The following is a 15718-nucleotide window of genomic DNA, read 5'->3' as shown; positions in this document are numbered from 1 at the left end:
ATGGACATTAGTATCGGAAACAGGAAAGGGAGGCGAAAGACGGTTTAAATGATGCGCTTACGTATGAACAGCGTTTTTGGTAAAAGTAAAATGGTAATAAAAGATGATTGCAGAAATAACGAGCAATATCAGACCGATACCGAGAAAAACGCGGGATAGAACTTTACTGTCCTGACTCATTAGCCACATCCTTGCTAAATAAAAAACGGGCGGTAATACCACCGCCCGCTTGCTGAATTAACGTCCTGCTTTCAGCTTCTGATAATACTCTTCATAAATGCTGCTGGCTGCGCCAACGTCATTCTGCCATTCGCCATTTTTGATGGTTTCAGCATCCGGGTAGAGTGTTTTGTCGTTCGCCACTTCCGGACTTAACAGCTTACGCGCCGCAAGGTTTGGCGTTGGATAACCAATAGTTTCAGCAACCTGTTTTGCCACATCCGGGCGCAGCAGGAAGTTGATCAATTTCAGCGCGCCTTCTTTGTTTTTGGCATTGGTCGGAATAGCCAGGCTGTCCATCCAGAAAATGCCGCCTTCTTTCGGCCATATTACATCAATTGGCGTCCCCGACTGGCGTGCAACGAAAGCAGAGCCATTCCAGATCATGCCGAGGTTAACTTCGCCTTCCATGTACGGGTTAGCCGGGTTATCGGAGTTAAACGCCGCTACGTTTGGCATCAGTTTTTTCAGCTCGTTATACGCAGCTTCAATCTCTTTCGGATCGGTGGTGTTACCGGAGTAGCCCAGCTTACGCAGCGCCATCTGGAACACTTCACGGGCATCGTCGGTCAGCAGCAGGCTGCCTTTGTACTCAGGCTTCCAGAGATCGGCCCAACTGGTGACAGATTTCGGATCTACTGCATCACCGTTAACGCCAATCGCCGTCGCACCCCAGATATACGGAATGGAGTAATCGTTATTCGGGTCAAATGGCTTGTTGAGCATGTCTGGATCGAGATTGCTGAAGTTGCTTAACTTCGACTTGTCGATCTTCTGAATCATCCCTTCTTTACGCATTTTATCGACGTAATAGGTTGAAGGAACCACCAGGTCATAGGCACCATCTTTGTACGTTTTCAGCTTGGCGTACATGGTTTCATTCGACTCGTAAGTCGAATAGATAACCTTAATACCGGTTTCGTTGGTGAACTGTTCAAGCAATCCTGGCGGCACGTACTCGGTCCAGTTGTAGAAATACAGCGTGTTGTTGTCATCGGCGTGAGCGGCGCTCATGCCCAGCGCCAGAGCACCCGCCGCGAGCAGGTGGCGTGACCATTTTTTCATTTAACGTCCCCTGTGTTACCTTTCGTTTTATCACGAGCAATAAGCTGGCTGGCAATTACCATCACCAGCGACAGCACCAGTAATATGGTTGCCAGCGCGTTAACTTCCGGCGATACGCCGACTTTGACCATCGAATAAATTTTTAATGGCAGAATTTCATAGCTTGGTCCAGTGACGAACGAAGAAACCACTACATCGTCCATCGACAGGGTAAAGCTTAACACCCAGCCCGCCGCCACCGCTGGCATTGCCAGTGGCAGAATGATTTTTCGCAGAATGGTAAATTCACTGGCACCGAGATCTTTCGCCGCTTCCAGCATTCGCACATCAAAACCTTTCAGGCGCGAATACACCGTCACCACCACAAACGGCAGGCAGAAGGTGATATGCGAGAACAATAGCGACCAGAAGCCAAGCTGAATACCCAGCAGCATAAACAGCACCAGCAGAGAAATTGCCATAACGATATCTGGCGACATCATCACCACAAACAGCATCCCGCTAACGAACGGCTTACCGCGAAAGCGATAACGGTACAGCGCCACTGCCGTCAGTGAACCGATAAGTGTAGCAAACGTCGCCGAAAACACCGCTATTGTCAGTGAATGCTGTGCTGCCTGTAACAGACTGTCGTTGTTCATCAGCAGGCTATACCATTTAGTGGTAAAACCCTGCCAGTTGATGCCAAAGCGCGAGCTGTTGAAGGAGTTCACAATCAAAATAATGATTGGAATATACAGGTACGCGTAGATAGCGGTCATAAAACCGCCGCGAAGCAGTCGACCGATCATTCGAGTTCCACCTTCTTATTCAGCAAACGAGAAGCGCGCCAGTAAACCAGCAACATCAGGCCCATTATGATAGTCAGCGTAATGCTGGTTGCAGCACCAAACGGCCAGTCACGAATATTGAGGAACTGTACCTTGATGACGTTACCGATCAGCAGGTTTTTCGCACCGCCCATCAGGTCGGACACATAGAACAGGCCCATCGCTGGCAGCATCACCAGCAGACATCCGGCAATAATTCCTGGCATCGTCAGCGGAATGATAATGCGGATAAAGGTCTGTAACTTGCTGGCACCGAGATCGCGCGCCGCCTCAAGCAACGGCTTATCCAGTTTTTCAATACTGGAATACAGCGGCATCACCATAAACGGCAGCAGAATGTAAACCAGACCGATAATCACCGCACTGGGCGTGAACATGATGCGAATTGGCGTATCGATAACGCCCAGCCAGAGCAAAAACTCGTTGAGATAGCCTTTGGTGCTAAGGAAAATTTTCAGCCCATAGATACGAATCAATGAGTTGGTCCAGAAGGGAACAATCAGCAGAAACAGCAGCAGCGGACGTACCTTGTGTGGCAGCTTCGCCAGAAACCAGGCAAACGGATAGCCCAGCACCAGGCAGGCGAGGGTGGCGATCAGCGCCATATTCAGCGAGTGCAATAGCACTTCAAAATAGAGCGGATCGAGCAGACGCGTGTAGTTATCCAGCGTAAAAACCATTTTAACGAAACTGGCGTCGTCGCGGGTCAAAAAGCTGGTGCCAATGATCATCAGGTTGGGCAGAAAGACAAACAACACAAGCCAACCGACAATAGTGACAATCACTACATTCTGGAACTTACTTGTGTTCTTCATCAGCCAGTACGACCTCCCAGCTTTCTACCCAATTAATGGCCATTTTTTGGTCGAGAGAGTGGTCAAAGTCAGGATCGTCTTCATTGAAGAATTCGCTGACCATCACCATCTTGCCATTTTCCAGTTCAACAACCGACTCCAGCGTCATGCCTTTGTAGTTACGCTCGCGAACGTAACCAATCAGCCCTTCAGCGTGGTTGTCGTCGTTAATCTCTTCAACACGTAAGTCTTCCGGGCGCAGCAGAACATGCAGTTTTTGCCCCGGTTCAACGGCGAAGTTAACGTAGATATTACACTCGCGGCTTTCAACGTTGGCGCGTACGCGCTGCTCGTCGAGACGTTCGATGACCGTGGCGTTAAACATATTGATTTCGCCAATGAACCCCGCAACAAACAGATTCTTCGGCTCTTCGTAGATTTCACGCGGCGTGCCGTCTTGCTCAATGCGACCATCGCGCATAACCACAATCCTGTCCGACATGGTGAGTGCTTCTTCCTGGTCGTGGGTCACGAAGACGAATGTAATGCCAAGCTTACGTTGTAACGCTTTCAGCTCGTTCTGCATTTGCTTGCGCAGTTTGTAATCCAGCGCTGAGAGCGACTCATCCAGCAACAACAGACGAGGCTTGTTAACCACTGCGCGGGCAATGGCGACACGTTGCTGTTGACCACCAGAGAGCTGATGCGGTTTGCGTTGAGCGAAGGTTTCCAGCTGCACCATCCGCAGGGCTTCCATCACGCGGGGCGTAATTTCAGCTGCGGGGGTTTTTTGCATGCGCAACCCAAAGGCCACATTTTCGAACACGGTCATGTGGGGGAAAAGTGCGTAGCTTTGGAAAACAGTGTTCACATAGCGGTTTTCCGCCGGAACGTGGGTGATGTCCTCGTTATCCAGCATGATGCGCCCGGAATCAACAGTTTCCAGACCTGCAATCAGGCGAAGAACGGTTGTTTTACCGCAGCCAGAAGGGCCAAGCAGCGTGAGGAACTCGCCATTGTTGATAGTCAGATCCAGCTGGGGAATAACCTCTTTACCATCAAAGCATTTGCGAATTCCCGCCAATTGCACCAGCGGTGAAAGCGAACTCGGTTGTTTATTCAATTTTTTACTCTGTCCCATGTAAACGCAACGGATGGCTTACCGATGCGGGGTTTGTGGTTAACCACCTTGGTGACTCTTAATAAGGGCCGTAATTCTACGGCAAACCGCTTGAATCGCCAATCTTTGTTGTGAATTACTGGCTTAGCTTTATATTCATTAAGGTAATGCTGATAAATATTCCCGCTTGCAGGGGTAAAAGTGACCTGACGCAATATTTGTCTTTTCTTGCTTCTTAATAATGTTGTCACAAAAAGTGAGGGTGACTACATGGAAAAACTACTTGAGCGATTTTTGAACTACGTGTCTCTGGATACCCAATCAAAAGCAGGGGGGAGACAGGTTCCCAGCACGGAAGGCCAATGGAAGTTATTGCATCTGCTGAAAGAGCAGCTCGAAGAGATGGGGCTTATCAATGTGACCTTAAGTGAGAAGGGCACATTGATGGCGACCTTACCGGCTAACGTCCCTGGCGATATCCCGGCGATTGGCTTTATTTCTCATGTGGATACCTCTCCGGATTGCAGCGGTAAAAATGTGAATCCGCAAATTGTTGAAAACTATCGCGGTGGCGATATTGCGCTGGGTATCGGCGATGAAGTTTTATCACCAGTCATGTTCCCGGTTCTGCATCAGCTGTTGGGTCAGACGCTGATTACCACCGATGGTAAAACCTTGTTAGGTGCCGATGACAAAGCAGGTATTGCAGAAATCATGACCGCGCTGGCAGTATTGCAACAGAAAAACATTCCGCATGGTGATATTCGCGTCGCCTTTACTCCGGATGAAGAAGTAGGCAAAGGGGCGAAACATTTTGATGTCGACGCCTTCGATGCCCGCTGGGCTTACACCGTTGATGGTGGTGGCGTAGGCGAACTGGAGTTTGAAAACTTCAACGCCGCGTCGGTCAATATCAAAATTGTCGGTAACAATGTTCACCCGGGGACGGCGAAAGGGGTGATGGTAAATGCGCTGTCGCTGGCGGCACGTATTCATGCGGAAGTTCCGGCAGATGAAAGCCCGGAAATGACAGAAGGCTATGAAGGTTTCTATCACCTGGCGAGCATGAAAGGCACCGTTGAACGGGCCGATATGCACTACATCATCCGTGATTTCGACCGTAAACAGTTTGAAGCGCGTAAACGAAAAATGATGGAGATCGCCAAAAAAGTGGGCAAAGGGTTACACCCTGATTGCTACATTGAACTGGTGATTGAAGACAGTTACTACAATATGCGCGAGAAAGTGGTTGAACATCCGCATATTCTTGATATCGCCCAGCAGGCGATGCGTGACTGCGATATTGAACCGGAACTGAAACCGATCCGCGGCGGTACTGACGGCGCGCAGTTGTCGTTTATGGGATTACCATGCCCGAACCTGTTCACTGGCGGTTACAACTATCATGGTAAGCATGAGTTTGTGACTCTGGAAGGTATGGAAAAAGCGGTACAGGTCATCGTTCGTATTGCTGAGTTAACGGCGCAACGGAAGTCATAATTCACTACAGCAAGGGTACGTGTAGGCCGGATAAGGCGCAATCAGCGCCGCATCCGGCTTAAATTCAAACTTACCCTTCGAAGAACCAATACCCGCTATTAACCAGCGCCGCAAGCATGGCGAGGAAGGACGGATCTTCCAACGCATCGCCAAAATTCTCCGCGGTCAGCGCAATGTTGCTGGCGAGCGCATCCAGAGCCGGACGGTGCGGGGAGTCGATTTTCTCACCATTGGCATACACTTCGTCGCCAATGCGCAATACGCGCAGACCACCCAGGCGCACCAGCACATCACCTTGTTTCAGCGCATCGTAGATTTCATCCGGTTGATAAGGTGGTTCTGGTGGTGCGATATCCAGTTCATGACGTGACTGGGATATAAACTCCCCAAACCACTGTTTAAAGTGTTCCGGCTGGTTGATCAATTCAAGCATCATCTCACGCAGTTTATCCATCTCTTGTGGTAGTACGTCCGCTGGATGAGCGCGAGGAGGAACATCCGGATCGCTGTAGTAGTTGCCGCCGAGTTCACGTTGCAGTACATAATCGGCAAATCCGCTAATCAGTTCCCGCGTATTTGGCGCGCGAAAACCCACGGAATAGTTCATCGCATTTTCCAGCGCGTAGCCTTCATGCGGGAATCCTGGTGGAATATAAAGAATATCGCCAGGCTCCAGCTCTTCATCAATAATGGCGTCGAACGGATCGACCTGTAATAGATCCGGGTGCGGACAATGCTGTTTCATTTGCAGCTTTTCGCCCACCCGCCAGCGACGACGACCGATGCCCTGAATGATAAACACGTCGTACTGATCGAGATGCGGGCCGACGCCGCCGCCGGGGACGGAGAAAGAAATCATCAGATCATCAATACGCCAGTCTGGCAGTTCACGGAACGGTCGCATTAGTGCGGCGGTTGGCTCATGCCAGTGGTTAACGGCCTGCACCAGCAATGACCAGTTAGTTTCACCGAGATGATCGTAGCTTTCGAACGGGCCGTGGCTGACCTGCCATTTGCCATCCTGGTGACTGACCAGTCGACTGTCGACTTCGCTTTCCATCGCCAGACCCGCCAACTCATCTGGAGAGATCGGGTCAATAAAATTATTAAAGCCGCGTTTTAACACTACCGGGCGTTTCTGCCAGTGACGTTCAAGAAAATCGGGCCAGTTAAGCGTGAGTTGGTATTCCATGTTAAGCATCCACAGGCTGGTATCTGCAACCGATTATAACGGATGCTTAACGTAATGCGTGAAGAAAGGACATATTTATTCGCCCTTTGGCGCAGAGTGCTGGCGGCCAAAAATCACCTCCATTCGTGCACCGCCCAGCATGCTCTCTCCGGCGATAATTTTTCCGTCGTATTGTTCGGTGATTTCGCGGGCTACCGCCAGCCCTACACCTTGCCCTGGGCGTAAAGTATCAACCCGTTGACCACGGTCGAAAATGACCTCTCGCTTGCTTAATGGAATACCGGGACCATCATCCTCGACCACAATATAGAGATGCTCGTCGGTTTGCCTTGCAGAAATTTCGACAAACTCGAGGCAATATTTACAGGCATTATCCAACACGTTGCCCATCACCTCGACAAAATCGTTTTGCTCACCCACAAAGCTGATCTCTGGCGAAATATCGAGAGAGATATTGACCCCTTTGCGTTGATACACTTTGTTCAGCGCCGAGGTGAGATTATCCAGCAACGGGGCAACTGGATGCAGTTCACGGCTAAGTAATGTTCCACCACGCATATTGGCGCGATGCAGGTAGTAACCGATTTGTTGCGAGATGCGGCTGATTTGCTCCAGCATTACCGGCTCCGCCTCACTGACGCTCATCTTTTCGCTACGCATTGAGCGCAACGTACTTTGCAGCACCGCCAGTGGCGTTTTCAGACTATGGGTCAGGTCGGTGAGCGTCGTGCGATATTTGTCATAACGTTCGCGTTCACTTTTTAACAGTCGGTTCAGGTTTCGTACCAGACTGGTCAGCTCTCGCGTTGTGGCTGGATTGAGCAATTCACGGTGATGTTCTTCCAGTTCGCGGACTTCTTTTGCCAGGGCTTCGATAGGGCGTAAACTCCACCAGGCGGCGACCCACAGCAGCGGGATCACTAACAGCAGATTGGCTGAGAGCACATAGATAAACCAGCTCCAGACCATATAGGAACTTTTTAGCTCCACCGGAATGGTATCCACCACCACAATGGTTAACTTTGGCATCCGCGATGTTGCCGGGTAGACGTTTACCGCCACCGAGTGGGTCATCTCCGCGTCGTCGTCGTCTTCCCGCACTTCCTGCAACTGTTGCTGAATCGAATGATCTCCACTCAGCAATAGGCTGGTATCGTTAACATCCGCTTCAATTTCATGAAAACCGTTCGATTTCAGCCAGTCAGGCTGGATCATCTTCATCAGCCAGGGCACGTCACGTTGCGCCCATAAAAGCTGCCTGTTCTCATCATAAATTAGCGTGATGGTGGGGCTTTGCTTGTCGATATTTTCGGGTAACTCGACATGCAACTTATTGTTTTCCCACTTCGCAAGGGTATAGAACAGATTGCTTTCGCCACGTAGCAGCCGAAACGTGGTTTTATCGAAACTGACGCTATAACCGATCAGCGCGACCATTCCGTAGGCAAGCGAAAGCACCAGTACTACCGCTGCCGTTGCTAACAGAAAACGTACCCGCAGCGAGAGCGGAAAAAAAAGACGCAGTAATTTTTTCATCAGCGCAATTCGAACAGATAGCCCTGGCCGCGAACGGTGGTAATCACTTCTTGCGGATATTGTGCCTGAATTTTTTTGCGCAGACGTCCCATCAGTACATCAATGGTATGGCTTTCCCGCAGCTCCGCATCCGGATAGAGCTGTAACATTAACGAATCTTTGCTGACTACTTTGCCATTATTACGTATCAACGTTTCCATAATGGTGTATTCGAATGCGGTCAGTTTGATCACTTCGTCATTAATCGATAATTCACGGCGCGAGAGATCAACCTGAAAGGGTGGCAGCGAAATGACCTGTGAAGCCAGACCGCTATTACGACGCATTAATGCCTGCATTCGCGCCATCACCTCTTCAATATGAAACGGTTTAGTCACGTAATCATCAGCGCCAGCACTTAATACTTCGACTTTATCCTGCCAGCTTTCACGGGCGGTTAATACCAGAATCGGCAGTGAAACATCATTGCTGCGCCAACGGCGGATCAATGACAGACCGTCCTCGTCAGGCAAACCGAGATCGACAATCGCAATATCCGGTAAATGCTCATTGAGATAATAATCGGCTTCTTTGGCATCTTCTGCGTCATCGACCTGATGGCCAGCATCCTGAATCTGAACTTTAAGATGGTGGCGTAACAACGCATTATCTTCAACAACCAGTACGCGCATTTTTAATTCTCCCTGTCTTAATTATTAAAATAGTGTAACGCGATTATGTGTTTATGGAGGTAAACATTAAATAAACCAGCGGGGAGGGGAGGTAAAGCGAAAAATAAAAAGCGGATAATCTTAATAAGCAGGCCGGACAGCATTGCCATCCGGCACTGATTTGAGGCTTATTTCAGCTCATCAACCATGGTGATGGCGCGACCAATATAGTTTGCTGGCGTCATCGCTTTCAGGCGTGCTTTTTCTTCTTCCGGCAGCGCCAGACCGTCGATAAATTGCTTCATGCCTTCGGCGTCAACGCGCTTACCGCGAGTCAGCTCTTTCAGCTTCTCGTACGGTTTTTCGATACCGTAGCGACGCATAACTGTCTGAATTGGCTCTGCCAGTACTTCCCAGTTGTGATCCAGTTCATCCAGCAGATGGTCACGGTTCACTTCCAGTTTGCTCACGCCTTTCAGGGTAGATTGATACGCAATCAGCGCATAACCGATACCCACGCCGAGGTTACGCAGCACGGTGGAGTCGGTCAGGTCACGCTGCCAGCGGGAAACCGGCAGTTTGCTTGCCAGGTGCTGCAATACCGCGTTGGAAAGCCCCAGGTTACCTTCGGAGTTTTCGAAGTCAATTGGGTTAACCTTATGCGGCATGGTGGAAGAACCAATCTCACCGGCGATGGTTTTTTGTTTGAAGTGGTTAAGGGCGATATAACCCCAGACGTCACGGTCAAAGTCGATAAGAATAGTGTTAAAGCGCGCAACGCAATCAAACAGTTCGGCAATGTAGTCGTGCGGTTCGATTTGGGTAGTATACGGATTCCACTGAATACCCAGCGAGGTGACGAATTCTTCGCTGAACTGATGCCAGTCAACTTCCGGGTAAGCGGCGATGTGGGCGTTATAGTTACCGACTGCGCCGTTGATTTTGCCGAGGATCTCCACCTGGTTAAGCTGGCGGTACTGGCGCTCCATACGGTAGGCGACGTTAGCCATCTCTTTACCGATGGTTGACGGCGTGGCTGGCTGACCGTGGGTACGGGACAGCAGCGGGATATCGCGATACTGAACGGCGAGATCTTTAACGCCATCAATCAGTTGACGCCAGTACGGCAGGATCACTTCATCACGCGCGGTTTTCAGCATCAGTGCGTGGGAGAGGTTATTGATATCTTCCGAAGTACAGGCAAAGTGGATGAATTCAGAAACGGCATGCAGTTCCGGGATCGCTGCCACTTTTTCTTTCAGGAAATACTCAACCGCTTTAACGTCATGGTTAGTAGTACGCTCGATAGTTTTGATGCGTGCAGCATCTTCTTCGCTGAAATTGGCGACGATTGCATCAAGGTAACCGATTGCGTCGGCAGCAAAAGCAGGAACTTCCTTGATCGCTGCGTGCGCGGCCAGTTTTTGCAGCCAACGTACTTCAACTTGTACACGGAATTTCAGTAAACCATATTCGCTGAAAATCCCGCGCAGCGCGCTGACTTTATCGCCGTAGCGTCCATCGACAGGGGAAACGGCGGTCAGTGAGGATAATTCCATAGATCACAACTCCGGGGTTAAATGAGCAAGAATTTGTTTTGCCTGAGTGGTCAGGCGATTACGAGAAAACATCAGTTGCAGACGTCCACCGCCAACCTGGTGCCAGAGCACGGCGGCACGAATGCCTGCCAGCAGGGTAGCGCGTACTTTCGCCTGCACCTGTGGGCTTTGCAGTACAGCAGGGGAACCAGTGACCTGAATGCGTGGGCCAAGCGGGCTGATAACATCAACATAGATGGCCGCCATCGCACTCATCAGCGTATCGGACTGTAAATCGAAGTGTTCGAGCTGGCGTTGCAGGCCGTTAATGCGGTTACCCAGGGTGTCGAGTGCGCCTTTGGCTGATGAGAGTTTGCGCTCAAGCACCATCAGGCTAAGGGTGTAGCGGGTTAATTCGGCGTTTAAGCCCTGGCGACTGCTGGCATTGAGCACGCCGAGCAGGATTTCCAGCCCGACGCGCAGGTTGGCTTCACTGCCGCCAAAAACCGCCAGCGTCGAACTGGGGTTCATATCAATAATACTGTTGAGTGAGACGTGTAGCGCATCGGCATCACAATGTCCCTGGTGAGCGAGTTGTTGCACCAGGCGTGCCGACTGACAAATACCGGCCAGGGCGAGGGTGATGTCATAGTAATTCTTTGCCACGTTCACTGCTTCCTTGTTTTAAGTAAAGATAATAATCAGACTGGCAGCGGCAGACGCTGCTCAATAATACCGCCACCGAGGCACACTTCACCACTATAGAAGACGGCAGATTGTCCCGGCGTCACGGCGGCAACTGGCTCATCGAAAATCACTTCAATGCGATCATCGTCCAGCGCATTGACGGTGCACGGGATGTCGGTCTGGCGATAGCGGGTTTTTACCGTGCAACGCATCGTACCGGTGAACAGTTCGCGATCGACCCAGTGCAGCTGCTGGGCAATCAGACCGACCGACATCAGACGCGGGTGTTCATGGCCCTGCGCAACAATCAGAATGTTGTTTTCGACGTCTTTATCGACCACGTACCATGGTTCTTCGGTGCCTTCTTTGGTGCCACCGATACCCAGACCTTTACGCTGACCGAGGGTGTGATACATCAGCCCCTGGTGTTCACCAATTTCATCGCCGTCAACGGTAATGATTTTGCCAGGTTGCGCCGGGAGATAACGGCCCAGGAACTCGCGGAATTTACGTTCGCCAATGAAGCAAATGCCGGTAGAGTCTTTTTTCTTCGCGGTGACCAGACCGAGATCTTCAGCAATCTTACGCACCTGCGGTTTTTCCAGTTCGCCGACCGGGAACAGGCTTTGCGCAATCTGCTCATGGCTGAGCGTATAAAGGAAGTAGCTCTGGTCTTTATTGCTGTCCAGACCACGCAGCAGGCGGCTCTTGCCATCGACATCTGCACGACGAACGTAATGACCGGTAGCGATAAAATCGGCCCCTAAATCTTCGGCGGCAAATTCGAGGAAGGCTTTAAATTTGATCTCTTTGTTGCACAGAATGTCCGGATTCGGCGTGCGACCGGCTTTATATTCGGCAAGGAACAGTTCAAAGACGTTATCCCAGTACTCGGCAGCAAAGTTGACGGTGTGCAGTTCAATGCCGAGCTTGTCGCAGACAGCCTGGGCATCAGCCAGATCCGCTGCCGCCGTGCAATATTCCTCACCGTCGTCTTCTTCCCAGTTCTTCATAAACAGGCCTTCGACCTGATACCCCTGTTGTTGCAACAGCCAGGCAGAAACGGAGGAATCGACACCGCCGGACATGCCGACGATTACTTTTTTTGCGGTTTCAGACATTGGATCACTCACGACATTGAACTTCAAGGCGGCGTATTCTATCACGCAGCCTTTTAGATGACACCCTTTGTAAAAGGCCAGTTAAAATCGCCAATCATCTCCAGCGGATAACGTTGCCCGCGTTGATAACAACGAATGCTTTCTGCCACCAGCGGCGAGCGCAGATTTGACGCCTGTAAAATTTCTTCGGCGCTGACCCAACGGCAGCAGTCGATATCGCTGTCATGAGGTTGGGTCGGGCATATTTTTTCAAGCTCAATGGCAAACAGGAAGCGCAAAAACGGCGTTTTATCCGGCGCAATCCACTGATGCATGCGGATAAAATATTGCGGTTGCGCGCTGATGCCTGTCTCTTCCCACAGCTCACGGGCGGCGGCTTCCACTAAAGTTTCATCTGCTTCCAGATGCCCGGCAGGTTGGTTCCATAACGCTTTACCATTAATCGTCTCTTCAACGACTAAAAATTTGCCTTCTGCGCGTACCACGCAAGCAACGGTAACGTGCGGTTTAAACATGTTGCGTCCTTAATCTGTCACTTCTCGCCATTCGCCGTTGGCAAGATTATCCAAAGAGTAATCACCCATCGCATAACGAATCAGTCGTAGCGTGGGGAAACCAACATGGGCGGTCATGCGGCGCACCTGGCGATTACGCCCTTCATATAAGGTGATCTTCAGCCAGCTGGTGGGAATACTTTTGCGTTCACGAATTGGTGGATTCCGCAACCATAACCACTCCGGCTCCTCAACCAGTTCCACGCCTGCGGGCAGGGTAGGGCCATCATTTAAGGTTACGCCATTGCGCAAGGCTTCAAGGGCTTCTTCTGTGGGAATGCCTTCCACCTGCACATAATAGATTTTCCCGGTGCGTTTGCCCGGCTGGGTTAAGCGTGCCTGTAGTGCACCATTATTGGTCAGCACCAGCAACCCTTCGCTATCGCGGTCGAGACGACCTGCTGCATAAACGCCCTGGATCGGGATGAATTCTTTTAAGGTTTTGCGTCCAGCGTCATCAGTGAACTGTGGAAGAACATCGTAGGGTTTATTGAACAGGATCACTCGCGTGGGCTGGTTTTCAGGTTTACGCCGGGTAGAACGTTGCGAGCTGAATCGCTTAACCTGGTGATTTCTAAAAGAAGTTTTTTGCATGGTATTTTCAGAGATTATGAATCGCCGCATTATAGCCTAATAACGCGCATCTTTCATGACGGCAAACAATAGGGTAGTATTGACAAGCCAATTACAAATCATTAACAAAAAATTGCTCTAAAGCATCCATATCGCAGGACGCAAACGCATATGCAACGTGGTGGCAGACGAGCAAACCAGTAGCGCTCGAAGGAGAGGTGAATGGAAAGTAAAGTAGTTGTTCCGGCACAAGGCAAGAAGATCACCCTGCAAAACGGCAAACTCAACGTTCCTGAAAATCCGATTATCCCTTACATTGAAGGTGATGGAATCGGTGTAGATGTAACCCCAGCCATGCTGAAAGTGGTCGACGCTGCAGTCGAGAAAGCCTATAAAGGCGAGCGTAAAATCTCCTGGATGGAAATTTACACCGGTGAAAAATCCACACAGGTTTATGGTCAGGATGTCTGGCTGCCTGCTGAAACCCTTGATCTGATTCGTGAATATCGCGTTGCTATTAAAGGCCCGCTGACCACTCCAGTTGGCGGCGGTATTCGCTCTCTGAACGTTGCCCTGCGCCAGGAACTGGATCTCTACATCTGCCTGCGTCCGGTACGTTACTACCAGGGCACCCCAAGTCCGGTTAAACACCCTGAACTGACCGATATGGTTATCTTCCGTGAAAACTCGGAAGACATTTATGCGGGTATCGAATGGAAAGCTGACTCTGCCGACGCCGAGAAAGTGATTAAATTCCTGCGTGAAGAGATGGGGGTGAAGAAAATTCGCTTCCCGGAACATTGCGGTATCGGTATTAAGCCGTGTTCTGAAGAAGGCACCAAACGTCTGGTCCGTGCCGCGATCGAATACGCAATTGCTAATGACCGTGACTCTGTAACCCTGGTGCACAAAGGCAACATCATGAAGTTCACCGAAGGCGCGTTTAAAGACTGGGGCTACCAGTTGGCGCGTGAAGAGTTTGGCGGTGAACTGATCGACGGCGGTCCGTGGCTGAAAGTTAAAAATCCGAACACTGGCAAAGAGATCGTCATTAAAGACGTGATCGCTGATGCGTTCCTGCAACAGATCCTGCTGCGTCCGGCTGAATACGACGTTATCGCCTGTATGAACCTGAACGGTGACTACATTTCTGACGCCCTGGCAGCGCAGGTTGGCGGTATCGGTATCGCCCCTGGCGCAAACATCGGTGACGAATGCGCCCTGTTTGAAGCCACCCACGGTACTGCGCCGAAATATGCCGGTCAGGACAAAGTAAACCCAGGCTCTATTATTCTCTCCGCTGAGATGATGCTGCGCCATATGGGCTGGACTGAAGCAGCTGACCTGATTGTTAAAGGTATGGAAGGCGCAATCAACGCGAAAACCGTAACCTATGACTTCGAGCGTCTGATGGAAGGCGCTAAACTGCTGAAATGTTCAGAATTTGGTGATGCGATCATCAAGAACATGTAATCACTGCATGTGTTAAATATTGAAACGGGCGTATAACACGCCCGTTGTTTTATGATGATGTAAAATTTTCCCCAAAACAGGCTGTTTTGATATCTCCGATAACCCCGTCTTTACCACGATCATCATTGTCCCCGTTGTCAGTCTGCTCAGGTTTACCGCCCTGGTCAGAATCCTAAAGGACGTGACCGGTTTCGCTGCCGTGAGCTGTTCACCCCCGTTTAATATCGGCCTGATAACGAGCGACGAAGTTATGCCAGAGAAGTACCAAAGGAAAAGCATCTGACCGGAAAATATTCAACGGCTGGATAGCAAAGCATTGTTGCTTATAACGAAAACACGTTCAAAACAAAAGACGACATTTTCACGGAAAAGTATTGCAAATCATAATTGCCAGGAATCCAGCAAGGGCCAAACTTATTCATCCTGGCTCGCTTTTGCGGGCTTTTTTGTATCCGCTAACCCGCAGATGAAAAGAAACAGCCTGAATAATGCTTGATTTTTTTGTTTGCTGTTTATTACAAAATCATCCGCATGGTGAATACTCCCAGTGGAGGGGCTAAATGATCGAGTTTTAGGGGCACGTAGCGAGTTCTGTTTGATCATTGCAGAACTCAGCGGGAGGCACCATGCGTACATCATTGATGTTATTCCTTTTATCATTTTCCTTGTGAGTTTTGGCTGCGCATAGCGCAGCTTTTTTTTTACGACCTGCCACTGGCAAATGGTCATCCTATGATTTTCTTCTGCTCCTGTTCCGACCCTTTTCTACTCTATTCCTGAATATGGGAGAAATGCGATGTCGATTAATCGTAACCGGCTCATTTAAACCGTCTGGTCTGTTTCCTCCGGCTCTACAAAAATAATGT

14 protein-coding genes and 5 pseudogenes are annotated in these 15718 nt (G+C 50.2%); 5 read left to right on the top strand and 14 right to left on the bottom strand.

All coding sequences use genetic code 11. From position 1 onward, the window contains the following. Window positions 1-60 precede the first annotated feature (60 nt). The 5 genes and pseudogenes from A7090_RS26640 to potA all read right to left on the bottom strand — a co-directional run. A pseudogene (locus A7090_RS26640) lies at window positions 61-180 on the bottom strand (DUF3592 domain-containing protein); the annotation flags it as partial. Window positions 181-237: 57 nt separating this feature from the next. Beyond that, entirely contained in the window at window positions 238-1284 is a 1047-nt protein-coding gene (potD, locus tag A7090_RS15835) for a spermidine/putrescine ABC transporter substrate-binding protein PotD (RefSeq protein WP_105274737.1), read from the bottom strand. Next, window positions 1281-2075 (bottom strand): spermidine/putrescine ABC transporter permease PotC, encoded by a 795-nt coding sequence (gene potC / locus A7090_RS15830; protein ID WP_000580304.1) that lies wholly within the window; start codon window positions 2073-2075, stop codon window positions 1281-1283. Before potC ends, potD begins: the two co-directional genes overlap by 4 nt. Next, window positions 2072-2929, bottom strand: coding sequence for a spermidine/putrescine ABC transporter permease PotB (gene potB / locus A7090_RS15825; protein ID WP_105274736.1), 858 nt, complete (start codon window positions 2927-2929; stop codon window positions 2072-2074). Before potB ends, potC begins: the two co-directional genes overlap by 4 nt. After that, window positions 2913-4049, bottom strand: a complete 1137-nt coding sequence (gene potA / locus A7090_RS15820) for a spermidine/putrescine ABC transporter ATP-binding protein PotA (protein ID WP_105274735.1) — start codon at window positions 4047-4049, stop codon at window positions 2913-2915. The genes potB and potA overlap by 17 nt, the downstream gene beginning before the upstream one ends. Before the next feature lie 249 nt (window positions 4050-4298). Here potA and pepT point away from each other — a divergent pair, with 249 nt between their 5' ends. Beyond that, a complete protein-coding gene (gene pepT, locus A7090_RS15810; protein WP_105274734.1) occupies window positions 4299-5528 on the top strand; it encodes a peptidase T in 1230 nt (409 codons plus the stop codon). A 70-nt stretch (window positions 5529-5598) separates the two neighbouring features. Here pepT and roxA read toward each other — a convergent pair whose 3' ends face one another. From roxA to rluE, 8 genes are all read right to left on the bottom strand, one after another. Further along, window positions 5599-6720, bottom strand: a complete 1122-nt coding sequence (gene roxA / locus A7090_RS15805; RefSeq protein ID WP_105274733.1) for a [50S ribosomal protein L16]-arginine 3-hydroxylase — start codon at window positions 6718-6720, stop codon at window positions 5599-5601. 75 nt (window positions 6721-6795) lie between these two features. Further along, window positions 6796-8256: a two-component system sensor histidine kinase PhoQ gene (phoQ, locus tag A7090_RS15800; RefSeq protein ID WP_105274732.1), complete on the bottom strand. Its 1461-nt coding sequence runs from the start codon at window positions 8254-8256 to the stop codon at window positions 6796-6798. Continuing rightward, window positions 8256-8927, bottom strand: a complete 672-nt coding sequence (phoP, locus tag A7090_RS15795) for a two-component system response regulator PhoP (protein ID WP_001265481.1) — start codon at window positions 8925-8927, stop codon at window positions 8256-8258. Before phoP ends, phoQ begins: the two co-directional genes overlap by 1 nt. Window positions 8928-9094: 167 nt before the next feature. Continuing rightward, window positions 9095-10465, bottom strand: a complete 1371-nt coding sequence (gene purB / locus A7090_RS15790; protein ID WP_105274731.1) for an adenylosuccinate lyase — start codon at window positions 10463-10465, stop codon at window positions 9095-9097. Window positions 10466-10468: 3 nt separating this feature from the next. Further along, window positions 10469-11110 (bottom strand): high frequency lysogenization protein HflD, encoded by a 642-nt coding sequence (hflD, locus tag A7090_RS15785; protein WP_105274738.1) that lies wholly within the window; start codon window positions 11108-11110, stop codon window positions 10469-10471. Window positions 11111-11145: 35 nt separating this feature from the next. Continuing rightward, window positions 11146-12252, bottom strand: a complete 1107-nt coding sequence (gene mnmA, locus A7090_RS15780; RefSeq protein WP_105274730.1) for a tRNA 2-thiouridine(34) synthase MnmA — start codon at window positions 12250-12252, stop codon at window positions 11146-11148. Window positions 12253-12305: 53 nt separating this feature from the next. Beyond that, window positions 12306-12767 (bottom strand): phosphatase NudJ, encoded by a 462-nt coding sequence (gene nudJ, locus A7090_RS15775; protein ID WP_105274729.1) that lies wholly within the window; start codon window positions 12765-12767, stop codon window positions 12306-12308. A 9-nt stretch (window positions 12768-12776) separates the two neighbouring features. Beyond that, window positions 12777-13430, bottom strand: coding sequence for a 23S rRNA pseudouridine(2457) synthase RluE (gene rluE / locus A7090_RS15770; protein WP_105274728.1), 654 nt, complete (start codon window positions 13428-13430; stop codon window positions 12777-12779). A 171-nt stretch (window positions 13431-13601) separates the two neighbouring features. Between rluE and icd the strand changes: the two genes are divergently transcribed. The 4 genes and pseudogenes from icd to A7090_RS27290 all read left to right on the top strand — a co-directional run. Then, window positions 13602-14852, top strand: coding sequence for an NADP-dependent isocitrate dehydrogenase (icd, locus tag A7090_RS15765; RefSeq protein ID WP_000444487.1), 1251 nt, complete (start codon window positions 13602-13604; stop codon window positions 14850-14852). Between the two features lie 123 nt (window positions 14853-14975). After that, a pseudogene (locus tag A7090_RS15760) lies at window positions 14976-15056 on the top strand (IS1 family transposase); the annotation flags it as partial. Between the two features lie 10 nt (window positions 15057-15066). After that, a pseudogene (locus tag A7090_RS27295) lies at window positions 15067-15152 on the top strand (IS1 family transposase); the annotation flags it as partial. After that, window positions 15151-15231, top strand: a pseudogene (locus tag A7090_RS27290) (bacteriophage antitermination protein Q); the annotation flags it as partial. The pseudogenes A7090_RS27295 and A7090_RS27290, both read left to right, overlap by 2 nt. Window positions 15232-15423: 192 nt before the next feature. Here the strand turns inward: A7090_RS27290 and A7090_RS15745 are convergent. Further along, window positions 15424-15718, bottom strand: a pseudogene (locus A7090_RS15745) (hypothetical protein); the annotation flags it as partial.

This window comes from Escherichia sp. MOD1-EC7003, from assembly GCF_002965065.1.
GTDB lineage: Bacteria > Pseudomonadota > Gammaproteobacteria > Enterobacterales > Enterobacteriaceae > Escherichia.
Note: the sequence above shows the minus strand (reverse complement) of the source record. Positions and strands in the feature narration are given on the sequence as shown.